Here is a 22,263-nt window from a genome sequence, read left to right as displayed (position 1 = left end):
TAAGAGCCGCTACGATAAAGACCTCGACGCTGTTTTGTCCAAAGCCTTGCGCAGCATCAAGGTGGCCAGGCAGGGTAGCCCCACCCAGATGGCCTCGCTGGCCAATACCCGTAACCCACGGCCACTGAAAAAAGCTTTAATGCCGATGGGCGACACTTTAATGGGCCGGATTCCGAAGAAATAGCGCTCCAAATCCCAGGGACTGAAAAAAGCTACGCCCAGGCCGCCGGTAGTCATAGCATCGAGTACGCCGTGGGAGGCCGTGGCCAGGAAGAGCAGCGCCAGCCGCCCGGCCGGTGGCCGCCGGCTGGGGGTAGCCAATTGCCCAAGCACTGCGCCCACCACCGCCACTACGGCCGCCGCCAGGAGCGAATGCGTGAGCCCCCGGTGGCCCCACAGGCTGTCGTAGGGAACGCCGAGCTTGTAGCCGAGCGCGTCCACATCGGGCAGGGCGGCGCAGCAGGCCGCCGCCACCCAGGAAGGCCAGTGCCGATGGTTAGGAAGCAGAATTTTGCCCAGGGTGGCGCCAAGGGCGGCGTGGGCAAATGCGGAAGCCATATTTTAATGAATGAAACTTGGGCGGGCGCAGGTTTAGCGCAGCGTAACTCGTGCCGAATATACGGGGAAGGCGCAGCCTCCCGTAGAACGACTCTACTGGAACGACCCTTGCGGCGCAGATATAGATTGCCGCTGGCGCGGCAGGGAAGGCGCAGCCTCTTCATCATGGATGGGCACGAGTGACGCTCCGCTAAGCTCACACCTGTTCAAATAGCCCACATACCCTAGTTCAATCAGCTCATGCCAGCTCCTTGAGCACCTTGGGGACGCCGGTGCTGGCAGGCTCCACCACGTAGCGCACGCCGCGGCCAGATACTTCGGGCTGGTGCGGGTCGATGACGTAGACGGGGCAGGTGGCTGGGGCGTAGTGCAGCAGCCCAGCCGCCGGGTACACTTGCAGGGAGGTGCCAACCACCAGCAGCACGTCGGCGGTGGAGGTGACTTCGGCGGCTTCCTCGATGGCGGGCACCAGCTCGCCAAACCACACGATGTGCGGGCGCAGTTGGCGGCCATCGGGGGCGAGGTCACCGAGGTGGATGTCGCCGGGGCAGTCGTAGACGGTGGTTTCGTCGGCTACGGAGCGCATCTTGTTTAGCATGCCGTGCAGGTGGATGACGTTGGTAGAGCCGGCCCGCTCGTGCAGGTCGTCCACGTTTTGGGTGATGATGGTGACGTGCCAGCCGGGTGCCTCCTCGAAGCCGGCCAGGGCGAGGTGGGCAGGGTTGGGCGCTACCGTGCGGGCCTGCGCTCGGCGCTGATTATAGAAATCAAGCACCAGCGCCGGATTGCGTGCAAAGCCTTCGGGCGAGGCCACATCCTCGACGCGGTGCTCTTCCCAGAGGCCGTTGGTGTCGCGGAAGGTGCGAATGCCGGACTCGGCAGAAACGCCGGCGCCGGTGAGAACGACTAAATGTTTAGTAGCGGGCATAACGAAGTAGGAGTAGTCCGGCAGGCGGTCGTTGAATAGATTTCTGGTGTCGTTGCAGTACAACAGCGTAAAGAACGCAAAAGACCCGCAGTGAAACTGCGGGTCCGGGAATCAAATAAGAAGATTTAGTGCTTGGCACCCCGAAGCTAAAAGCTGTTCAGAAAGTCGTCTTCTGGTCATGCTGAGCTTGTCGAAGCATGACGGTTTCAAGCGGCGTGGGCCAGGGGTGAGGTCAAGCTCCGGAATTGTCTGTGCCGCTTTTGCCTTGCCCCAGGGCGTACAGGCCAGCGACCAAGCCAGCTAGCAGGGCCATGCCTAGCCACTTACTACCTTGGCCGGAAGTGCTGCCCCAGCCACCGGAAATATCATTGCCATGGGGCACCGGCGTCGGCGAAAAGATGCTGCCTTCGGTGACCGGTACTCGCTCGGCTTGCCGCAGGTAGCGCTGCATCAATCGCAGGCCAACCCGGCGCGTGACACTGGGCATGAGCGAGTAGGCCATGCGCAGGGCCGAGCCAGTCCAGCCCACCATGGTAGAGGGGCGCGGGTGCTGGGTCAGGGCTACGATGGTATCGGCCACTTTCTGGGCGGAGAACACGGGCGGGGCGGGCTTGATGAGGCGCCCCGTGTAGTTGGCCCCGTGCTGGAAGCCCGGCGTGTCGATGTAGGAAGGGTGCACGTCGCAGACGTGAATGTTCGGGTGCCCGCTCAGTTCGGTGCGTATGGTGTCCATGAGGCCGCGCAGGCCATATTTGCTCGCGCTGTACGACACGGTGAAAGGCTCCGGCAGCCACGCCCCCAGCGAGACAACGTTGATAAGCATGCCGCTTTGCTGCCGCTGGAAATAAGGCAGCACGGCATAAGCACCGTATAAATAGCCGAATAAATTGGTGCGAATTACCTGCTCGTGCGCTTCCAGGGGCACGGCGTTGAAGGCGCCAACCGCGCCGATGCCGGCATTATTGACCCAGATATCAATTCGGCCACCGAAGGCGAAGGCCGCCTGGGCAAGCAGCTGGACGGCCCCGGAATCGGTCACGTCGGTGGGAACGACTAAGCTTTCGGTGCCGAGTTGTTCGCATTCGGCGGCTACGGTGGCCAGCACATCGGCGCGCCGGGCGGCCAGCACCAGCCGGGCCCCGTGCCGGGCAAACGTGAAGGCCGTGGCGCGGCCAATGCCGCTGGAGGCTCCGGTAATGACGACGATGGCGCCGTGAAGGTTCTGTTGCTGCATGAGCTAGTAGAAAGGAGGAATAAGTGAGAATGTCCGTCGATTAACGGCTTAGCGCGGCAGGGGTTATTGATGAGGGTGATTTCGGGGCAGGACGGCCGGAAATGCTATAGCGTACTCCTCTGTACACACCTTACAAAATGAAGCTGCACTTGCACTGTATTATTTGGTGAATATTAAAATGCTTCTGCGGTTGTTTTGATTTAATTCAAAAAAGAGTAGAAATAATAAACCATGAGGTACAAATTAATAAGTAGATGGCACCCCATTATTAGTTCTTGTTAGCATTGGCTCAATGTTGACTAATGATGATGTATTAAACTGTATTGCGAGGATAATTCTATTTATTATGAAATTTAATCTAAAGGATTGTTTTGCTTATAACTTGCTCATATCCAATGATAGGTCAAGAATTTTTATTCTCTTTTTATATCCCATCAGGTATTTTATATTTGGGTTCGCTTCCGCAGTAATTCATTTTGCAAATGAGTGAAAACAGCACAAAATCACGTTTCATTTCCCTTCAATTTAATGCCCAGCCAATGAAAACAGCCTAAATAGCAACACACCTTTTTTACACCCTTCCTACTTTAACGAGCTAACGAAAACAAAATGAAAAAAAGAAACACAATCGAACATCTGCTGCTGGCAATGGCCTTGATGGCCGGCACACCGGCGCTGGCCCAGCAGGATATTACCAACAGCCCTGGGGGCGTGGTGAGTGCGGAGTACGATGACTCACCACTCGGCGAAGAAATCGGGAAACTCACCGATAACCTGACCTCCACCAAATACCTCACCTTCCATGCCTCGGGGTGGGTGCAATTTCAAAGCCCGAGCGCCGCAGTCGTCACCAAATACGCTCTGACGTCGGCCAATGACGTTAAAGAGCGTGACCCCAGTAGCTGGACCTTTCAGGGCTCCAACAATGGCAACACGTGGACCACGCTGGACACTCGCAGCAATCAGGTCTTTGCTAGCCGCTTCCTACGAAAAGAATTTTCCTTTACCAACAGCACGCCCTATCTCTACTACCGCTTGCAGGCCAGCACCAACGCCTACCCAACTTTTCAATTGGCGGAGTGGGAAATCTACACCAGCTTGCCAGTAAGCCCCAGCGCCCAGGCTCAGATTACGAGCCCGGCCAACAATGCCGTTTTTACGGCCCCGGCGAGCATTACCATCACCGCTAGTGCTACTGCCAGCGGCGGCACCGTGCGGAAAGTAGACTTCTTTAGTGGCAGCACCAGAATCGCGGTGGACTCGCTGGCTCCCTTTTCTTACACCTGGGCCGGCGTGCGGCCCGGCACCTACGTGCTGACGGCGAAGGCGACTGCCAGCACCGGAACCGTGTCTCCCGCTTCGGCCCCGGTGACCATTCAGGTGAATGACTCGACGGCCAGCGGCTGGGAAAGTTTCAAATATCCTGAAATTGTATTCAGGGACTTGTCTCCCTCAAGCCCTGGGTCGCAAGTATTTCGCACCGCCATTCCCGACCCGGTAGCGGACATGCGGGCCCAGATTCTAACGCTCGTTAAAAAGCTGCACTACAATGCCAACGACAACGTGCGCTCCTTCACGAGGCTAAATTTCACGATTGAAGACTACGATGGCGTGGCGTCGAAATCGGGCGCGCCACCCGTAATCTCTATTCGGGTGAGCACGCGTCATTTGCAGAATGTCTTTAACAACTCCAACGGCGACTACAACGCCATTCGCACCGAGATTTTGGGTATTCTCTCGCACGAGGGCACGCACGGGTATCAGTACGAGCCCAAAAATGCGGGCGAGTACGACGGTAGTTCGGAATTCTACGGTTTCATCGAAGGGCTGGCTGATGCCGTCCGTATCTCGGTCGGTCTTCATCCGGGCAGAACCCCTCAACTGGGGGGCAACTGGAGAAATGGCTACACTACTTCGGGTTTCTTCATCTATTGGATGGCGCTGAAGAAGGACCCCGACTTCATGATTAAATTCCAGAACACGGCCCGGACCTACGCCAATTGGTCGTGGGATGCCGCCTGCCGCGATATCCTGGGCGTGGGCGTGCAGCCACTCTGGAACGAGTACCAAACCTGGATTCGCAACGGCAGGCAGGGCCTGCGCGGCGCCAAAGCGCCTAATGTTCCCGCCGTTTTAGCCATGGAAAAGTACCCCTGCATGCCTGCCGCCGGTGCTACTCAGACCCACGGGGACGCGTTGAGCGACCAACGCGAAGAATCGCACGCCCCCTTCACCGTATTCGTTGATGGGAATACGCTGGCTGTTCAGGGCGCTGCCGAAATCAGTGCTGTGAACCTCTACTCTACTACTGGCAGCCTAATCAAGTCATCGGTTGGCCCCGCCGCCGGAAAAGTAAATATTTCGACGCTGGCCGATGGCCTGTACTTTGTAGTCATTCAAGACCGCAAAGGCGGCGTCCAGAAGGAAAAAGTGCTGATTTGCAGGTAGGCTTTTCGCATTACTCTGCTACGATGGGGTAGGCCGCACGCGCCTGCTCCGGGACTTTCCCAAAGCTGAAAAGGCTCCGACCTATTGGTCGGAGCCTTTTTTGTGTTTGCCAGCGGTGAGGCATTTCATTTGTGCCATGATAACAGGCTTTTCCTCTTATTTATCATCGAAGATTTCTAATGCATTTTTGAACAATTGCTCGGCCAATTCCTCAAAAGTATCGAACTCCTGGTAGGCGTCACCGCCGACCTTATCGGTCACCTTGAATGCTTGTTTCTATCTTGCTACCTTGGTAGCCCTACAATCTTTCTCTTACGCAGTAATATGGATTCAAGTCACGACGACTTGCCCGGCGAGGAAGCCCCTGCTGCCGCTCCTCCGGCAGAGGCCCTGGCACTAGCCGGGGCACTTGCGCCCGAAGCAGCCAGCAGCGGTAGCCGGCGGTATCGCCTCAGCGGGGCGGTAGCGGCCACGGCCACGAAGCTGCTGCCCTTGGTGGCGTTGCTCGATAGCATCCAGCCGCAGGTTGCGAACGAGTCGGTCTTTCGCACCAAGCGCAAGAAGATTAGGGCCCACTTCGATATCGTGTACGAAGAGCTGCAGGCAGAACGGCCGCGCCGCAAGGCCCTGACGCACGCCTTCCAGGCCCTGGCGGACCTGGTGCTCGAAGAAACGAGGGACATCAGCAAAGACGAACTGAAACAGGCGGCCAAGGAGGTAGTACTGGCCACGCTGAAAAACGCGCCAGCCTTACTCAATGCCGCGCATCAGGCGCGGCTGCTGTCGTAGGAGGAATGAGGTAATAGTGTGGGGCCGCCCCAGTTCGCTTGAAGCGCGAAGCCGCCAGAACGTCATACTGAGTTAGCACGTCATGCTGAGCGGAGCCGAAGCATCTCGCGTGCCACCACTAATCTCAATCGGCCAACGAAGCGAGCGAGATGCTTCGACTCCGCTCAGCATGACCCGCTGGTGGCGAAAGCCCGCGCTGAAGCAGCCTTATTTTTTCTCTGCTTCAGCGCGGGCCTCCGCTACCAGTCGGCCGGCTTCGGCCGCCTCTGCCAGCAGCCCCGCCCGACGCAGCTGCAGCCGCGCCTGGGCCGTGCGGCCACTTCGAACCAGCTCGGCGCGGGCCTCCGATTCGAAGTGTGCCAGCCAGAGCGGAAGGGTAGAGGATGCCGGGGCCAGAGCTGCCCGCAGGGTGGGCAGCGCCGCCAGCCGGCGCCGGGCCCAGGCCACCCGCTCCGGCAATTGGCTCAACTCGAAGGCCAGTTGGTCGGCCCGGTGTTGGCAGGCGCGCTGGTGCCGCAAGAGGGCCACGGTATCCAGGTCTTCGGGGGCCGGCTCGGCCGAGGTAGTGTGCAGGGCCAATGTCAGGGCTGCCTGGGGTAGGGCCGCCGGCAGGGGTAGGCCGCGAATGCCGCGTTCCACCTGAGAAACCATCACCCGGCTCAACCCCAGGCACTGGCCTAGTCCGGACTGGCTTAGCCCGAAGAAGGCGCGTAGGCGGGGGAGTAGGCCCGCGGATGCGGAAGTAGGAGCAGCCATAAAGAAGGTGGTTTTGCTTTCAGATTTTTGAGAACGTAAAAAAGCGAAAGCAAATACGTGTTTCTTTTGCTTTCGCTTCTCAAGGGGCTTCAGAAAGCGAAAGCAAAAAGGTGTTCTTTAGAGGCTATTATAGTTGATGCCCACGCGTGCCCGCCCGCTGTAGAGACGCCACCCTTGGCGTCTCGGCGTCCGCGCCGTTTGAATATATCTCACTGGTGTCCGGCCCTTGACGGCCGCAAAGCGGTGTCCGAAACCGGTTTTGGCAACCTAAATTACCAACAACGTGCCCCCAACGGCGTTTTGATACGCCGCCTGGTCGAGGAAACGGGCAAACGCGACTTTGGTACCAAACTTTTAACCATGGCCAATTTTTAACAGGCGCTAAACCCCCTTCCGAAGCAGGGCTTGCGCATCAAAAAATTGATACTTCCTTTCTAGCTCATGAGGGCACATATTGTTGTAAAACGGCACCAGATACAGCAAAGGCACTTGTCCACTTTTTGATGCGTAAGCCCTGCCTTCCAAAGGACATCTAATTTATGGCAACCACCTCAGATGGGTGACCAGGTAGACCACATGACCGAAGCCAATCCCAACCGTTAAAGCAACGACACTATAGGCAACGGCCGGCACCCGCAAGAGCTTGATTTCGCGCAGCGCATACCCCAAAAGAAGCACCCACACACAACTCGCGGGTAAAATAAACTGGCTTTTCATGGACGAGAAGTACGGCAGCCGGAGCGTTTGAAGCAAGGGCACCAGAAAAAAGCACCCGGCTACGCAAGCCAGGGTAACCGTCGCCCAGGGCAAGGACCGAAGCCGCCGGTTGGTGAGGGCGTGCAGGGCTCCCCAGATAAAGCAGCAAAGCAAGCCCACGCCATAGACATACGGGATGCCGGCGAATGCCCGACTGAACTGGGGCTTGACAAACAGCAATTCGTAGTCGAACCACGTGTTAGCGAACAGCACCGTCCAATAAGACGAGTTCGTGGCCTCACTTAGCGCAGGGTGCCGCAGCAAGGCCGGGAGCCGGAAGGAATGCAGGTCGAGCAGCCGGACACTGCCGGGCGGCTGCTTGTCGGTCATGGGAAAGAAATGCTGGTTGCTGACCAGTAGTACCTGCGTTTGCTGGTATTTCCAGAGCTCATCGCTCAGCCCAAGCCCCAGGATTAGCAGGGAAAGCAGGACGGCTGGCTGCAGCAGGGGCCTGCCCTGGAAAGGGGACCGCTGCAGGGCGCGCCGCAGCAAAATGCTCCCCGGCAACAGCAGTACCAGGAGCCCGTGCTGTTTGGTCAGAGCACTCGTCGCGGCCAACACGCACAGGCCCACCAGGGAACCGGTGGCGGGCCGCGCTACATGTCGCAAGTACACCCACACGCTACAGGTCGTGAGAAAAACCAATAGATAGTCGTTGCTGATGATGGCCGAGGCATAGATGTCGCGCGGCAGCACCGCGGCCACTGCGGCGAGGACCATTACCAGGAGCGGTTGGTTGGGAAAGCGCTTTTTAATCAGCAGGATGATTAAAGCCAGCGTGGCCACGGAGAGTACCGTATTGATGCCCTGGACGGCTTTCCCCGCACGATAGGTCGATTTAGTCACCCGCAAGGCGCCTTCGTATACGCTGGCGGCCACCACGTAATAAAGCGGGGGTTGGTAGCATTGCCAACAGGCATCCGGGGCCGGGCGCTGCTGGTGCTCGACATAGTACAAAATGGGTTCGAGGTGATTGTCGTAGCTGTTTTCTACCCGGTTATAAACAAATAGTAACAGCCGCATCAGTACTCCAATGGCGAAGATGCTCCCGAGCATCCCATTTGTTCTGCGCACAAAAAAAAACATCAGGGGATTGGAGCTCGCGGAAAAGGGGCGGAAGGTGAACGAGGCCCGTCCAAATTAAGGCGCGTAATCGTTTATCTCTGCTTCTTAGAGTCGATTTTCTGGGAAGCGAGCTAACTGGTCGGGGGTGGCGCCTTTTGGTAAGTCAATTCTGCGAGCAGTTTTTCAACTTCATCTTGGTCTTCCTTTTCTGCCAATTCGGTGTTGTATTTACCGAGTAGCGTTTGACGCACCTGCGTGGCCCCCTTCACTATTTCGGGCCGAAACATGTACAGCAGCCCCCAGGCTAAGTCTTCATCGTTGTCGGTGTAATGTCGCCCAAGGCTTCACGGGGTCCTCTCAGAAAACGAAAAAAATAGCACGTTAAGCGTGTCCACATCGATAGCGGGTATTCAAATTACTCTCTGAAAAAGAGGCTCCAAAAACCGCGTTTATGGGGCCTTCGCGCGGGTGTTCAAAAGTGTTCAAAAAAGAAATCTAATTTGAACGCGCTAACTGTCCATTAATTTGAACTACCGTTTTCTCATACTCCCAATGATTCGTCTGCTCTGTTGTATTTCGCTCCTTGCAGTTTGGGGCTGCTCCCATAAACCAGCTGCCCCATTGGTCGAAGAAGGGGAAGAAACCACCGGAACAGAAGCTATCCGGCTGTATACCGAAGCGCTCGGCATTGAGCCGTCTAACGTTCGGGCCCTGTGGCGGCGGGCAACGAATACGCCAAAACGGACCAGCCGGAAAAGGCGCTTGCGGACTTTACCCAAGCCATTGCCTTGGAGCCAACCTACAACGCCGGGTATCTTTTTGGGGACCGGGGAGAAGCATGGGAGGCGACAAACCACCTGCCTGAAGCCATCAAAGATTACACTACCGCCCTGGCGGTTTGCCGCCGAACCCTCTCCCCAAGCTTGCCCTCTACCCCCATGGAGAGCTTTTACTTCTATCGGGGACGGGCGCGCTTGAAGGCCGGGGACACGACCGCCGCGCGCGTTGATACCGACAGCGCCATTTACTACTATCACAAGTTTCCGAGAGCCCGCTTCCAACTTGCACGTTTGGCGGTAATCCGCAGGGACTACGACCAAGCACTGGCGGATTATGAAACTGGAGGTTTGGGGCCGAATGACACGCAGTTTCCAGACTACGCAGACGACTTCTTTTACTTGGGCTTAGCAAAGTTTAACCGACATGATACAAGCTATTGCACTTGTTGGGCCGCTGCTGCACGCCATAATCAACAACGAGCGAAGGCCTACCTCGCGAAGTATTGTAATACAGGCGGCAGGAAGGGGCAAAAAAAATAACGCTCGTTCTAGTGAACGGGCACATCGAGTTGGACACGTAGCAAAACGGCTTCTCCACCCCTCCAATAAACGGTATGAAAAAACGGCCCGGAAAACCCGCGTTTCCGGGCCGTTTGGGCACCTGCAACAACCCTCCAGAAAACGACCGTTTCTTGGAGGCCACCGAGTTTACGAAACTCATCCTCAGCGGACGTTTCGTAAACGTTGATTCGTAGACGAGTTTCTTAAACTCGCCAGGTGCAGCAGTAGCTTGCAGGCGCTTGTTGGCAGGCTGCTGCTAGTAGTTTATCGGAAAGAGCCGAAGATAAACTTATCCTAACCAGCGCGAAGACCACCTCATTTATCCGGTTAAACCATCAAGCGTGCTGTAACGCGTGAGAGGAAGAGTCCTCTTCGGGCAACGCTTATCTTGGACCATGAAGCACATGACCCAGGCCAACTTTGCCAATAAGCTGCGGGGTAGGCTGCCGGAATTTGTGGCCTATAGTGAGGATTTTCGCGACTATCTGGCTGGCGAGGGGTGGTTGTACGGCGTGGGGTGGGAGTTCGGCAGCCATTTACTCACCTTGCTGGACCAGGGGGACGAGCGGGCATACCGCCGCTATTTCGCGTTCCTTAACCGGTGGCTGGCCAGTACCGATGAGTATTTGCTGCATGTAGCCTGGGAGGGTGTCCTGGAAAAACTGGCCCTGATTTCAGCGTTTTACTACAAGAAATCCCTTCGTTACTTAAGCCCGCAGGGAGCCGAGTTGCTGCGTTTGTGCAAAGCGAATCCACCTCTCGGGCAGTCGCCGCCGCCTTGGTAAGCGAGAGGCAATCCATAGGTACAAGTAAAGGGTAATTCAAATTAACGGACAGTTAGCGCGTTCAAATTAGATTTCTTTTTTGAACACTTTTGAACACCCGCTATCGATGTGGACACGCTTAACGTGCTATATCTTCCGTTTTCTGAGCGGACCCCTTTACAAGCCTACAACAAGCTTTTCCATAAAGGCTACCGTTTGGTAGGCCTCTTTTTCAGTCAGTTCTCTCATAGGGGCGTGGCTTCACACAGAAGTCGGGAGTACAGCGAAAGGGGGTTCTGGTAGGCGGTAGCGCTCGAGAGCAAAATGGCCTTGATTAAAAGTTTGGTGCCAAAGTCGCGTTTGCGACTGGATGGATTTGACGAACAGCAAACAAAGTCCAAAATCGGCCTTTTTCGGGTATGCGCCGCTGAACCCTGAACCGGTGTACCCGTTGAAGCTAACACCTTTGTTCCTATCCGTATCCTGATGACGTATTTTCATACCATCCTGCTATTGGCTGTGGGTGGCGCACTCGAAGCCTGCAATGATGTGCCTGCCACGAACCACCAGCCCATTACCGGCGACCATCCCGTGTCAATTGATACAGCGGCCGTCTCCGATACCACCGCGCTGGCCCCCACGAGTTCGGCTCCCTTCGTCAACCCGACTAAGATCGGGCGGGCGCTCGGCGAGCAGAGCCCATCCCCGCCGGCTAGCCGCACCCACTGACGAGCACCGACGAGACTCTGGCCCTGATGCAGGAACAAGACCGGCGGAACAGGCTTGTTCGGCTAGCGCACCTGCGTCAACCACGCAACGGCGTCGGATTCGACCTTGAGCAGGTGGTGGGTTCTCGTTGTAACAGGGTGAAAATTGCTGTAAGCCCGAGCGCCCTATTTCTCAACACATATGGCTGGCATCGCAATAGCAGCACGTTTGATGAAGCAAGCGGGCCAGCAATTAGTAGCCTTTCCGGCTTAATCGTGCGTCTGGTGTTGCCGTCTCACCAAGCAGTAAGCAACCTCACGGTTGCGTGGGAAGATACCAATCGGCTTAGCGCAGTTTTTGCCCCGGTAGTACCCCCTAGCTCCCCTCTGTTACCATCAAAGATGGCTTGGGTCCGAGCGTGCTATCCCATGCTCGGATCAAGCTGCACCAGGATGCGTCGCCAGTAGGCCTCATCGTACACATGGGCCAGCAGGTACAGCATTTTCCCACTCTCCCAATACCGGCCACGCCCGCGACCAGCCCCAGAAACTGCCCCTTGACACCCTGATGAAGGCTGGTGGTAAACTCAGCTATTGGGAAAAAGTGTCCAGGGCTGGGGCTGCGGTTAGTGGACGATAAGTAACCTACGTTGCAGGGCCACCACCGGGCCCCACCGTCGAGGCTGCGGTACAGGCCGCCCGCGTCGGTGCCGTAGAGCAGAAACTGGCCGTCGGCACCATCGGCTGCCACAGCTTATACCCATTGCCCGCCCTCGCTGCCCGGGCTAAGGGCAATCGGATTGGTGATGGACATCACTTCCCACTGCTGGGCGAGGGCGGTGGGGGCCTGGGCAGTCACCAGTGCCACCGCGGCCAGCAGCCCGCACACGGCCGTAGCGGAAGGGCGGAACCACAATTTGAACTGGCTCCAGGTCCCGCGTTTTTCTGGAAACTCGGCGGCTTGGTCAGCTAGAGCGAGGATTAGTTTGGTCATAGCAACAAGAGGAAAGGTAGATTGGCTGCGCAGCTCATTGCAGCAGCTTAGCACTGTAAAGACTTGTATAAAATCCATGCCTTACAACCGTAGTATCAATTAAAAATTTGTTACCTGAATATTCTGCAAGTTATTGAATGATAATGCCAAAAATCTGCAAAAAAATACCTGTAAGAACTTTGGATTGCTGCTGTGATTATGGACTTCAAATGAGACCTTTTGCGGTATCCGAGGCTTTCTCGCAAAGAGGACGGATTTGCACGCTAAGCTCTCCCGAAAATCTGCTTAGAGCGGTCCTACGTTTACCTCGGGCTTACATTCAGGTGCTGACAGTGACAGGGAGGAATAAGATGGATTAGAGTGAAGGGCATTTTTACAGCCCGTCTGCAATGAGCATCCCTTCCCTGTTCTTGGGCGACGTTGGACAGTTCCATAAGGCCGAAGAGCCTGCATCAGGATTGAAAATAGCTCCCTGAAAACTACTGTCTGGACCACTTTTAGGTACTTCATTTCTTTTCGGGGGCGGTGTACCGCTTTAGTGCCGTTTTCCGTCCCGGTTATGATTCACCGCTTGAGGTAAAACGGTGTCAGGAGCTAGCTAAATACCTAGCAGCCGGACACTGAATGGGAAAAGGAGGGGTGCAAAGGCCGAAAGACCCATCACCGGCCCAATCTCTTCCACTTGAAAAGTAGCAGATTTCCTCCCTCACTACCGCCCCAATTCCCCTGGTAATTTTCCAAGCATTATGATTTGGTAATGCTGCTATTGCTCACACCCTTCTGCTTTTCCTGCTAGCTTCTACTACTTTTGACGGGCTATGTTGCGATGCCCTCCTGCTCGCCCCTGCCTCACTTGATAACCTCTTGCTCAGCACCCTTCACCATGCCCACGATGCACCCCGTCCGCAGAAGCCATACCCCCACGTCTTGGCGGACCCTCGCGCTGACCCTGCTGCTCGGGCTGGGCAGCCCCGGCGCCTTCGCCCAAGCTCTCAACTACAGTGAGTACGGGGCCACCAACCTGGCCGGCACGTACACCGATCTGGGCACGAGCGGCACGCTTATCCCCACGCCCAATACGGATGATGCCAACTCGGCCGTCATCCCCCTTGACTTCCCCTTCAGCTTCAACGGGACGACGTTCACCGACTTTGTCTTGAACACCAACGGCTACCTGCGCCTCGGCACCACGGCGCCCGCCCCCCCGTTCTTTCCGATAGGCCCACAAACCGTTGCCGGAGGCCCGCGCGACATCGCGACCGAACCCAATCTAATCTTGCCGCTGAACCTGGACCTGGAAGGAACGGCGACCACCGAATACCGCGTGGCAACGACTGGCGCGGCGGGGGCCCGCGTAACGACGGTCCAATGGAAGGACGTGAGCGATAAAGTCGTGTCGGCAGCGACCGGAAAACAGCTGGCCGCCATTTCGTTTCAGGTGAAGCTCTACGAAACCTCGAACCGCATCGAACTGGTTTATGGCCCCGCGACGGCCGGCCCCGGCCCCACGGTTTCCAAGTCCGCGGTCGTGGGCATCAAAGGGGCGAGCAATGCGGCTACCGCGACCGTGAAGGCCGCGAAACGCGCGACCCAAGCCTGGAACCTCACCGCCCTTGTGCAATACCAATACTTCGACGGTACTGCGCATAACCTCCAGAATTCGGTGCTCCCCGACGCGGGCCGGACGTACCGGTTCGATCCGTCGCCGGCCACCGATGCCGCGGTCGTAAATATTTATGCGTTAGGCAAAACGCCGCTCATTCCCCAAACCGTGCAGGCCGTGGTGCAAAACTTTGGCACGAGCCCCCTGCTCAATGTGCCCGTGACCCTGACCGTAACCGGGGTCAATACCGTTACGGACACGCAAACCATCGCCTCGCTGGCGCCGGGCGCAATGGCGACGGTTTCGTTTGCCGCGTTCACGCCCACCGCCCTCGGCACCAACACCCTCGCCGTCACCGTGCCGGCTGATGCAATCATGAGTAATAACACGCAGAGCTACACGCAACTGCTAACGGCCAACACGTTTAGTTATGTAAATACGACCACGCCTGGTTCGGCAAGTTCCGCGAATTCCTTTGGCTACGGGCCCAGCCAACAAGGTGCGTTTATCGCGAGGTTTACCACCCCCGTCGCGCGCACCATCGGGTCTATCGGAGTCGGGCTAGCCGACGCCAATACCAGTGGCAATACCGTGTATGCGGTAGCAGTAGACTTTAGCGGCACGTTGATTGCGCGCTCCGCCGACTACGTCGTGCAGCCAGGTGATATTAATACCATTAAGTCGTTCGTTCTCCTCACACCCGTTCCAGTAGCCGCGGGCGACTTCTATGTAGGATTGGTACAAAAAGCAGCGGTGGGGGGGATCCGATATTTCCCCTTAGCGACGGTTCCTCAAGGGCGGGTGCGCCTAGGTACGTTCTTCAGTATCTCTGGTTTCATGGATACAAGTGTCTACCTCGGTAGTCTAACGAATCAAGCACCCGATAATTTCCCGCCATTTGTGCTTGAGGCCCAGGACGCCCCCGCCACCCCCCTGAGCACCTCGGCCGCGCTCAGTCACGCCCTCTCCCTGTACCCGAACCCGACGGATGGCGTGGTGACACTGGAGGTGCGGGGGGCCAACGCCAACGGCAACCTCCAGGTGCAGGTCACCAACCTGCTGGGCCAGACCGTCCACACGAGCGCGCTGCAAGACAACGCCCGCCACGAACTCAACCTTTCGCACTTGGCCAAGGGCCTATACCTGCTGCGGGTGCAGACCGGGACCGAATTCACGACCCGCCAGCTGGCCATCACCAAGTAAGCCACAACCCGGACTCAAGGAGAAAGGGCCGCCGAGGGGCGGCCTTTTTTTATGGACCAGCGTGGTTGCACAATCATCGGAGTTCAGCGGGAAGCAGGTGGACTCTTACTTAATAAAGGCTCTCGTTACACCGGAGCGAAAAACGACGGTAAGTCTAAACGCGCTATTTACTACCACTTGCCGCCTCACACAGTAATAAGCAACCGCACGGTTGCGTGGGGAGACACCGAAACCCTGAGCACCGTTTTTCGCCCCAGTGCAACGAGAGCCCCAGCATCTGCGGGCTAGTTGGGGCGGTCGTGCTTTGCTGGGTCATCAGCCAATACCTTTGCCCATCATTCGCTCTTAGCCTCTGGCCCCCATGATTCGTACCGTAATCTTTGATATGGACGGCGTCATCATCGACACCGAGCCTATTCACCACCATGCTTTTTTCACGCAGTTTGCCGAGTTGGGCCTGCCTATCACGGAGGCCGAGTACGCCACCTTCCTGGGTAATTCGACGCGTAACGTGTTCCAGCATCTGAAGCAGGAATACAGCCTGCCCCAGGAGCTTGACACCCTGATGGCGCGCAAGCGGGAGTTATTTAATAAAGCTTTCGATGAGGATGCTGACCTCGACTTGCTTCCCGGCGTGCGGGCGCTCATCGAAGACCTGCGGCGGCACGACGTGCAGCTGGTGCTGGCTTCTTCGGCCGGCAAGGCCACGATAGGGCGGGTGTTTCGGCGGTTTGAGCTGGAGCCCTACTTCACGCACATCGTGAGCGGCGAGGATTTTGCGCAGTCGAAGCCCAACCCGGAGATTTTCCTGCACGCGGCAGCCCTGGCCGAAACGCCCGTGACCGAGTGCATTGTCATCGAAGACTCGGGCAATGGCGTGGCGGCGGCCAAGGCGGCGGGCATCTACTGCATTGGCTACGCGAGTCCGCACTCCGCCGGCCAGGATTTGCACCTCGCCGACCGGGTTATTCAGGATTTCTCGGAGCTGACCGCGGCGGAGATTAAGACTATTTGAGGCGCCCAGGGGGCTGCCGTGGGCGCCTTATTGGGGAGGCGCCCACGGCAGCCGTTCTGAATTCGCGAATATCTTTGCGGACGAATGTCTGACACTGACGATGCTTCTCTGGACGACCGCCTTGCGCGGCTGCGCTGCACCGACGAAGCGGGGTGGATGGAAGCCGTGTTTCGGGAATTCTACGCGCCGCTGGGGCAGGTGATGTACCGCGTGGTGCCCGAGCGGGCCGTGGTGGAAGACCTGCTGCAAGACGTGTTTCTGCGCTTCTGGCAGGGCCGGGCCGACGTACCGGTGTTGCAGTCGCACCGCGCCTACCTCACCCGCGCCGCCCTGAATGCAGCCCTGCGCTACCAGCAGCGCGAACAGCGCCAAGTGGCCTGGGATGTGGCCCCGACCGAAGCCACCGCCCCGGCCGTGCCCCCCGAGGCCCTGACCGCCCTGCATCAGGCCGATACCGAAACGGCCGTGGCCGCGGCCCTGGCGTTGCTGCCCCCACAGTGCCGCGCCGTGTTTGAGCTGAGCCGCTACCAGGAATTGAGCTACCAGCAAATTGCCGATACGCTGGCCATTTCGCCCAAAACCGTGGAAAACCAGATGGGCAAGGCCCTGCGCCTCATGCGCGGCGCCCTGGCCGGCACCCTGCGCAACCTGTACTCCCTGCTGCTGTGAGGAGTGGGCGCGTTAGCCCTCGTTAGGCGGCATGCGCTTGGCAAAGTCTTGGTGCAGCGCCTGTTTGTAAGTGTTGCCCACGGGCAGGGCCACGCCGCCGAGGTGCACGGCGTTGGCCGCGAGCCGGTCGATTTTATCGAGGGCCACGACGTATGATTTATGAATGCGCACGAAGCGCTGTGCGGGCAGCAAAGCCAGCACGGCCGTTAGCGTTTCGTGCACCAGTACCGGGCGCTGCCCCTGCACATGCAGCCGCACATAATTGCCCCAGCCTTCGAGGTGGGTGAGGGTGGCCAGCTGAAACTGCCGGATGTGCTTGCCCGATTTGAGAAACAGCGCCGCCGGCTCGACGGGAGCGGGCGGCGGGGTGGGTGCGGGCGGCCCGGCGTGGTGGGCCACCACCCGGTTCACGGCTTTGAGAAACCGCTCGAAGGCGAAGGGCTTGAGCAGGTAATCGGTGACGGCCAGCTCGTAGCCCAGCAGGGCGTATTCGGAGTAGGCCGTGGTGATGATGACGTGGGGCGGGTGGGGCAGGCTTCGGAGCAAGTCGAGGCCATTGAGGACCGGCATATTAATGTCCAGAAACAGCAGGTCGACGTTGCCCCGCTGTAAAAAGGGCAGGGCTTCGAGCGCATTGTTGCAGGTGTGCAGCAGGGCCAGGGTATCGATGGCGGCAATGAACTTGACGAGGATGTTCTGTGCCAGCTCCTCATCTTCAATAGATGTTAGCGGAGGTCGAGGTGGAGCCGCGCCCGGTAGAGGGCGGGCTGGTTGTCGAGTTCAAGGGTGTAGCGGCCGGGGTAGAGCAGCTCCAGGCGACGTTGCACGTTGCGCAGGCCCACCGGGGCGCGGGCCGGGCCCGATGCCAGCGGCGGGGCCGGGTGGGCGGGCTTGTTGTTTTCCACCACAAAGCTCAGGCCAGTGGGGCCGGTTTGCACCGCAATGTGCACGCGTACGGGCTCAGCCAACTGGCTGGCGCCGTGCTTGAAGCTGTTTTCGACGAAGGGCAGCAGCATGGGCGCCACCAGCAGGTTCGTGGGGCCTTCCACGCGCAGCTCCACGGCGGCCCGGCGGCCAAGCCGCAGCTTTTCGAGCCAGAGGTAGGTGTCGAGGTGGGCCAGCTCCTGGGCCAGTAGCACCTGCGGCTGGGCGGTTTGCTCCAGGATGTAGCGCATGAGGTCGGCCAGCTTGAGGACCACCTCGGCTGTTTGGGGCGAGTTGTCGAGGGCCAGGGAGTAGAGGCTGTTGAGCGTGTTGAAGAGAAAGTGCGGGTTAATCTGGGCCTTGAGCACGTGCAGCTCGGCCCGGGCCTGGTTGGCTTGCAGCTCCTGGAAGTCGATTTGCTGCTGCACGCTGCGCCGGTAAAAGCTGAGCATGGTGGCAATAACTAAAAAGCCGCCAGTGTTGAATATGTGTTGGAACAGGTTGGTCTTGAGCGCAGACAACGCATTAAGCACCGGCGTGCTGACCAGCGAGTTGACCACCACCAGCCCCAGCAGCGCCCCGAAGTAGCGGCCGTAGCGGCCCGGTCGAAACAGGCGCTCCAGCAGTACAAAGGCGTGGAGCCACACTGGCAGCACGTAGGACGCGACCAGCAGCAGCGGCGTCCAGGGCTGGCGCAGGGGCTGGCCCGGCAGCTGGCCGGCGTACCAGTAGGAATAAGACTGGCCCACGATGATGGCCCAAAACACGCCGTGCAGGGCCGGCCGGCTGGTCAGCCACGCCGGCAATCTGGCGCTCGCAAAAGGTTTCATGCAAGCAAAGCTAGCCTGCTGCCCCCGGCCTGGCGCGGTTTAGTGACGAACGGCGGGTTGGCGGGGACCAACGTCATTGGCCCCCACCAACCCGCCGTTCGACAGGAGCAGAGTGGGCTTGAACATTATTTGATAATATACTTGAAAGATAGCGAATTAAGCCGAGGGAGGTGACGTAGGTTTGCGGCCCAATTCACCGCTTTATCCCTCATTTCTTACGGCCTTACTTTATGAGACAACTTGTTTTTGGCGCGGGCTTCTGCGTGCTTGGCACCCCGGCCTTTGCCCAACCGACTCCACCGGCCGCTGGCGATGCGGCCGACGTGAAAACAGTGTTTGGATCCCATACCCGCGCCCGTTTTTTCGCGGCCGGCACATGTTATTACTCTCGCGTGGCCGACCACGACGCCTGGGCGCTCGGTGGCCGGACGGGCGTGGTCCTGAACCGGGCTTTTGCGCTGAGCCTGGGCGGAAGCTTCCTCACCGATAACCGCTACCAGTACCTTGGCCGCAACTCGTCGACCTATGCGTCCGACCGGCTCACGACGGCCTATGGCGGTATCTACCTCGAGCCGATACTGCCCACGACGGGGGTGGTGCACCTGGCTTTTCCGGTGCTCATCGGGGGCGGCGGGGCCAGCAACCGCGACTGGGACTACCCAACACCAGGCGCGACCCGGTTTCGCTCCGACGGATTTTTCATCCTGGAGCCGGGCGTGAACGTGGAAGTGAACCTGACGCGGTTCCTGGTGCTGGGCCTGGGCGGCACCTACCGCTACACGCCCAATTTCAGGTTGCCGGATGTGTCAGACACGGCGCTCAACGGCTTCACCACGGGCCTGACCCTGAAAGTTGGTAGTTTCTAGACAAGCGCAGTCTTGATCCTTAAAACTGTAGGCTTTGCTGACACGGGCCATACCCTGGCCTTGGTCGCGGCTACGCTGTGGCGCGAATTGACAGCGTGGTAGAAGATATCAAGCGCTTTCGGCTTTATCCCGACAGGGATTTATAATCAGGAGAATACTTTCAATTGAAAGAGGTCTGGCCCAACGGGACCGGGCCTTTTTTATGCCAGCCTCCGGCCCGGATGGCGGACGGCTTACAATTTTTTTTCGGGGTGGCGTAGGGGTAGGCGGCCGGTCTGGTATCTACTATTCAAACACACCACTTTGGCTATAGGCTATATGAAATCACGATTCCTGCTGCTGGCGGGGGCGGCCGCGCTGCTAGGCGCTGCCCCGTCGGCCCTGGTCGCCCAAACCCTTCCCGCCGCTGACCCGGCCCCCGCTGCCCGCCCCACGGGACCCAACGTGACGCTGAGCGGCTACCTCAAAGACGCGGCCACCGGCGAGGCCCTCATCGGGGCTACGGTCTTTGTGAAGAGCCTGGGCGCCGGGGCCACGGCCAACGAGTATGGCTTTTACTCTCTGACCGTGCCGCCCGGTCGCTACACCTTCACCTACACCTACGTAGGCTACGCGCCCACTGAAGAAACCCTGGACCTCACGGCCAACATGGCGCATTCGGTGAAGCTCGGTACCAAGGGCGTGGAAACGGCCGAAGTAGTAGTGCTAGGCAAGGCGCCCGATCAGAACGTGCGCAGCGTGGAAACCGGCGTGTCGCGGCTCGATGCCCGCGCCATCAAGCTGGTGCCGGCGCTGCTGGGCGAAGCCGACGTGGTGCGCGCCATTCAGCTGCTGCCGGGCGTGAGCACGGTGGGCGAGGGGGCCACGGGCTTCAACGTGCGCGGCGGAGGCATCGATCAGAACCTGATTCTGATGGATGAGGCGCCGGTGTACAACTCGTCGCACTTATTCGGGCTGTTTTCGGTGTTCAACCCCGATGCCGTGAAAGACCTCAAGCTGGTGAAGGGCGGCATCCCGGCGGCCTACGGCGGGCGGCTGTCGTCGTTGCTCGATATTCGGATGAAGGACGGCAACTCGCAGCGGCTGTCGGGCACCGGCGGCGTGGGGCTGGTATCGAGCCGGCTGTCGGTGGAGGCGCCTATCGTGAAAGACAAGGGCTCGTTCATCTTGGCCGGGCGGCGCTCCTACGCCGACCTGTTCCTCAAGCTCATCCCGGACCAGAAAGACAACCGGGCGTATTTCTACGACTTCTCGGCGAAGGCTAACTACGCCCTCGGCGAGCGCGACAAGTTGTTTCTATCAGGCTATTTCGGTCGCGACGTGTTCAAGTTTGGCGATTTATTTCAGAACAACTGGGGCAACCAAACAGGCACGCTGCGCTGGAACCACGTATTTAACAGCCGCTTGTTTCTGAATGTGACGGCCCTGGCCAGCCGCTACGATTACAGCCTGGGCGTGCCCACCGGCACCCAGGGTTTCGAGTGGACGTCGGACATTACCAACTACAGCGGCAAGGCAGACTTTGAGTTTTTCCGCAGCCCGCAAAGTGTGATGCACTTTGGGGTCAGCAGCATCTTCTACACTTTTCAGCCCGGCAACGTGGTGCCGACGGAGGCCCGGTCGGTTTTCCGGGAGCTGCGCCTGCAAGAGCAGCGGGCCACCGAATGGGCCGCCTACATCGACGAGGAACGCAGCTTCGGCCCGGTGTTTTCGGTGCAGTATGGCTTGCGCGCCACCATGTTTGAGAACCGCAGCACCGGCACGTTCTACGACTATGTGGGGCAGCGTGGCCAGCAGCTGACGCCCGTGAACCCCCAGAGCTACAGCCCTAGCCGGCCCGTGGGCAGCTACCCCAACCTGGAGCCCCGCCTGTCGGCCCGCTACGCCCTCAGTGAGAGCTCCTCGCTCAAGCTCGGCTACAACCGCATGGTGCAGTACATCCACCTCATCAGCAACACCACGGCCGCTACGCCGCTCGACGTGTGGCTGCCCAGCACCCGCAACGTCAAGCCCGAGCGCGCCGACCAAATCAGCCTGGGCTACTTCCGCAACTTTAAGAACAACGCCTACGAAGCGTCGGCGGAAGTATTTGGTAAGCAGATGGATAATCAAATCGACTACATCGCCGGCGCCAATACCTTGCTCAACGAGAACCTCGAAGCCGAGCTGCTTTACGGCCGCGGCCGGGCCTACGGCGCCGAGTTCTACGTGAAGAAGAACGAGGGCCGCCTCACGGGCTGGCTGAGCTACACGCTGAGCCGTTCCGAGCGCCAGATTGACGGCATTAACCAAAACAAGTGGTACGCCAACAAGTACGACAAAACCCACGTGCTGGCCGCAGTAGGTGTTTACGCGCTGTCGGACCGGCTCTCGCTGTCGGGCACCTTCAACTACAGCACCGGCGTGGCCACCACCGTGCCCGACAGCCGCTACGTGTACCAGGGCCTGGTGGTGCCCAACGTGAACGGCGACGTGCGCAACAACTACCGCGTGCCCGCCTACCACCGCCTCGACGTAGCCGCCACCCTTAAAGGCAAGCCCCACCCCGAGCGGCGCTGGCAGGGTAGCTGGGTGTTCAGCATCTACAACCTCTACGCCCGCCGCAACGCCTACGGCATCTTCTTCCGCCAAAACGAAGACAATCCCACCCAAACCGAGGCTGTGCGCCTGTCAATATTCGGCAGCCTGCTGCCCAGCGCCACCTACAATTTCACCTTCTAAATCCATTAGCTGCAAGTCGCTGATTATCAGTTGGTGATGATTGTGCAAGACCAACGGTCAACAATCCACCACCAACCAGCCAATAGCCCGCAG

At 58.7% G+C, this 22,263-nt stretch carries 18 protein-coding genes; 10 read left to right on the top strand and 8 right to left on the bottom strand.

Going from position 1 to position 22,263, the window contains the following annotated elements; genetic code table 11:
* Positions 1-9 precede the first annotated feature (9 nt).
* The 3 genes from WX88_RS02995 to WX88_RS02985 form a co-directional block, all read right to left on the bottom strand.
* Positions 10-558 carry a metal-dependent hydrolase gene (locus WX88_RS02995; RefSeq protein WP_046242749.1) on the bottom strand — a complete coding sequence of 183 codons (549 nt, stop codon included), beginning with the start codon at positions 556-558 and terminating at the stop codon, positions 10-12.
* 238 nt (positions 559-796) lie between these two features.
* Positions 797-1,486, bottom strand: coding sequence for an SIR2 family NAD-dependent protein deacylase (locus WX88_RS02990; RefSeq protein WP_046243111.1), 690 nt, complete (start codon positions 1,484-1,486; stop codon positions 797-799).
* Between the two features lie 232 nt (positions 1,487-1,718).
* Entirely contained in the window at positions 1,719-2,720 is a 1,002-nt protein-coding gene (locus tag WX88_RS02985; protein ID WP_046242748.1) for an SDR family oxidoreductase, read from the bottom strand.
* Between the two features lie 609 nt (positions 2,721-3,329).
* On the opposite strand from WX88_RS02985, the gene WX88_RS02980 reads away from it, so the two are divergent.
* Both WX88_RS02980 and WX88_RS02975 read left to right on the top strand, forming a co-directional pair.
* Positions 3,330-5,168, top strand: coding sequence for a basic secretory protein-like protein (locus WX88_RS02980; protein ID WP_046242747.1), 1,839 nt, complete (start codon positions 3,330-3,332; stop codon positions 5,166-5,168).
* 324 nt (positions 5,169-5,492) lie between these two features.
* On the top strand, positions 5,493-5,957 hold the full coding sequence (locus WX88_RS02975) for a hypothetical protein (protein ID WP_046242746.1): 465 nt from the start codon (positions 5,493-5,495) through the stop codon (positions 5,955-5,957).
* Between the two features lie 207 nt (positions 5,958-6,164).
* Here WX88_RS02975 and WX88_RS02970 read toward each other — a convergent pair whose 3' ends face one another.
* On the bottom strand, positions 6,165-6,713 hold the full coding sequence (locus WX88_RS02970) for a helix-turn-helix domain-containing protein (RefSeq protein WP_046242745.1): 549 nt from the start codon (positions 6,711-6,713) through the stop codon (positions 6,165-6,167).
* 537 nt (positions 6,714-7,250) lie between these two features.
* A complete protein-coding gene (locus WX88_RS02965) occupies positions 7,251-8,543 on the bottom strand; it encodes a hypothetical protein (protein ID WP_197076646.1) in 1,293 nt (430 codons plus the stop codon).
* A gap of 704 nt (positions 8,544-9,247) precedes the next feature.
* Between WX88_RS02965 and WX88_RS02960 the strand changes: the two genes are divergently transcribed.
* The 3 genes from WX88_RS02960 to WX88_RS02950 all read left to right on the top strand — a co-directional run bounded on the left by WX88_RS02960 (position 9,248) and on the right by WX88_RS02950 (position 11,367).
* Positions 9,248-9,853, top strand: coding sequence for a tetratricopeptide repeat protein (locus WX88_RS02960; RefSeq protein ID WP_046242743.1), 606 nt, complete (start codon positions 9,248-9,250; stop codon positions 9,851-9,853).
* Positions 9,854-10,269: 416 nt separating this feature from the next.
* Positions 10,270-10,659 carry a DUF7674 family protein gene (locus WX88_RS02955; protein WP_046242742.1) on the top strand — a complete coding sequence of 130 codons (390 nt, stop codon included), beginning with the start codon at positions 10,270-10,272 and terminating at the stop codon, positions 10,657-10,659.
* Between the two features lie 465 nt (positions 10,660-11,124).
* On the top strand, positions 11,125-11,367 hold the full coding sequence (locus WX88_RS02950; protein ID WP_046242741.1) for a hypothetical protein: 243 nt from the start codon (positions 11,125-11,127) through the stop codon (positions 11,365-11,367).
* Between the two features lie 732 nt (positions 11,368-12,099).
* Here WX88_RS02950 and WX88_RS02945 read toward each other — a convergent pair.
* Positions 12,100-12,339, bottom strand: coding sequence for a hypothetical protein (locus WX88_RS02945; RefSeq protein ID WP_046242740.1), 240 nt, complete (start codon positions 12,337-12,339; stop codon positions 12,100-12,102).
* Positions 12,340-13,222: 883 nt separating this feature from the next.
* Between WX88_RS02945 and WX88_RS02940 the strand changes: the two genes are divergently transcribed.
* The 3 genes from WX88_RS02940 (at position 13,223) to WX88_RS02930 (ending at position 16,829) form a co-directional block, all read left to right on the top strand.
* Positions 13,223-15,145 carry a T9SS type A sorting domain-containing protein gene (locus WX88_RS02940; protein WP_197076645.1) on the top strand — a complete coding sequence of 641 codons (1,923 nt, stop codon included), beginning with the start codon at positions 13,223-13,225 and terminating at the stop codon, positions 15,143-15,145.
* Between the two features lie 361 nt (positions 15,146-15,506).
* Entirely contained in the window at positions 15,507-16,160 is a 654-nt protein-coding gene (locus WX88_RS02935; RefSeq protein ID WP_046242738.1) for an HAD family hydrolase, read from the top strand.
* Between the two features lie 84 nt (positions 16,161-16,244).
* Complete coding sequence (locus tag WX88_RS02930) at positions 16,245-16,829, top strand: sigma-70 family RNA polymerase sigma factor (RefSeq protein ID WP_046242737.1); 585 nt, start codon at positions 16,245-16,247, stop codon at positions 16,827-16,829.
* 12 nt (positions 16,830-16,841) lie between these two features.
* Here the strand turns inward: WX88_RS02930 and WX88_RS02925 are convergent, their stop codons facing one another.
* Both WX88_RS02925 and WX88_RS27145 read right to left on the bottom strand, forming a co-directional pair.
* A complete protein-coding gene (locus tag WX88_RS02925) occupies positions 16,842-17,549 on the bottom strand; it encodes a LytR/AlgR family response regulator transcription factor (RefSeq protein ID WP_046242736.1) in 708 nt (235 codons plus the stop codon).
* A gap of 5 nt (positions 17,550-17,554) precedes the next feature.
* On the bottom strand, positions 17,555-18,583 hold the full coding sequence (locus WX88_RS27145; protein WP_052732277.1) for a sensor histidine kinase: 1,029 nt from the start codon (positions 18,581-18,583) through the stop codon (positions 17,555-17,557).
* A 230-nt stretch (positions 18,584-18,813) separates the two neighbouring features.
* Between WX88_RS27145 and WX88_RS02915 the strand changes: the two genes are divergently transcribed.
* Both WX88_RS02915 and WX88_RS02910 read left to right on the top strand, forming a co-directional pair.
* Positions 18,814-19,449, top strand: coding sequence for a hypothetical protein (locus WX88_RS02915; RefSeq protein WP_156175917.1), 636 nt, complete (start codon positions 18,814-18,816; stop codon positions 19,447-19,449).
* A gap of 318 nt (positions 19,450-19,767) precedes the next feature.
* Positions 19,768-22,170, top strand: coding sequence for a TonB-dependent receptor (locus tag WX88_RS02910; RefSeq protein ID WP_082115810.1), 2,403 nt, complete (start codon positions 19,768-19,770; stop codon positions 22,168-22,170).
* Positions 22,171-22,263 lie beyond the last annotated feature (93 nt).

It is taken from the genome of Hymenobacter terrenus (assembly GCF_000972495.1).
Lineage (GTDB): Bacteria > Bacteroidota > Bacteroidia > Cytophagales > Hymenobacteraceae > Hymenobacter > Hymenobacter terrenus.
Note: the sequence above shows the minus strand (reverse complement) of the source record. Positions and strands in the feature narration are given on the sequence as shown.

Coding starts and splice junctions, on each gene's coding strand:
- WX88_RS02995 (WP_046242749.1), bottom strand. CDS start 558: ATGGCTTCCGCATTTGCCCACGCCGCCCTTGGCGCCACCCTGGGCAAA.
- WX88_RS02990 (WP_046243111.1), bottom strand. CDS start 1,486: ATGCCCGCTACTAAACATTTAGTCGTTCTCACCGGCGCCGGCGTTTCT.
- WX88_RS02985 (WP_046242748.1), bottom strand. CDS start 2,720: ATGCAGCAACAGAACCTTCACGGCGCCATCGTCGTCATTACCGGAGCC.
- WX88_RS02980 (WP_046242747.1), top strand. CDS start 3,330: ATGAAAAAAAGAAACACAATCGAACATCTGCTGCTGGCAATGGCCTTG.
- WX88_RS02975 (WP_046242746.1), top strand. CDS start 5,493: ATGGATTCAAGTCACGACGACTTGCCCGGCGAGGAAGCCCCTGCTGCC.
- WX88_RS02970 (WP_046242745.1), bottom strand. CDS start 6,713: ATGGCTGCTCCTACTTCCGCATCCGCGGGCCTACTCCCCCGCCTACGC.
- WX88_RS02955 (WP_046242742.1), top strand. CDS start 10,270: ATGAAGCACATGACCCAGGCCAACTTTGCCAATAAGCTGCGGGGTAGG.
- WX88_RS02950 (WP_046242741.1), top strand. CDS start 11,125: ATGACGTATTTTCATACCATCCTGCTATTGGCTGTGGGTGGCGCACTC.
- WX88_RS02945 (WP_046242740.1), bottom strand. CDS start 12,339: ATGACCAAACTAATCCTCGCTCTAGCTGACCAAGCCGCCGAGTTTCCA.
- WX88_RS02940 (WP_197076645.1), top strand. CDS start 13,223: ATGCCCACGATGCACCCCGTCCGCAGAAGCCATACCCCCACGTCTTGG.
- WX88_RS02935 (WP_046242738.1), top strand. CDS start 15,507: ATGATTCGTACCGTAATCTTTGATATGGACGGCGTCATCATCGACACC.
- WX88_RS02930 (WP_046242737.1), top strand. CDS start 16,245: ATGTCTGACACTGACGATGCTTCTCTGGACGACCGCCTTGCGCGGCTG.
- WX88_RS27145 (WP_052732277.1), bottom strand. CDS start 18,583: ATGAAACCTTTTGCGAGCGCCAGATTGCCGGCGTGGCTGACCAGCCGG.
- WX88_RS02915 (WP_156175917.1), top strand. CDS start 18,814: ATGAGACAACTTGTTTTTGGCGCGGGCTTCTGCGTGCTTGGCACCCCG.
- WX88_RS02910 (WP_082115810.1), top strand. CDS start 19,768: ATGAAATCACGATTCCTGCTGCTGGCGGGGGCGGCCGCGCTGCTAGGC.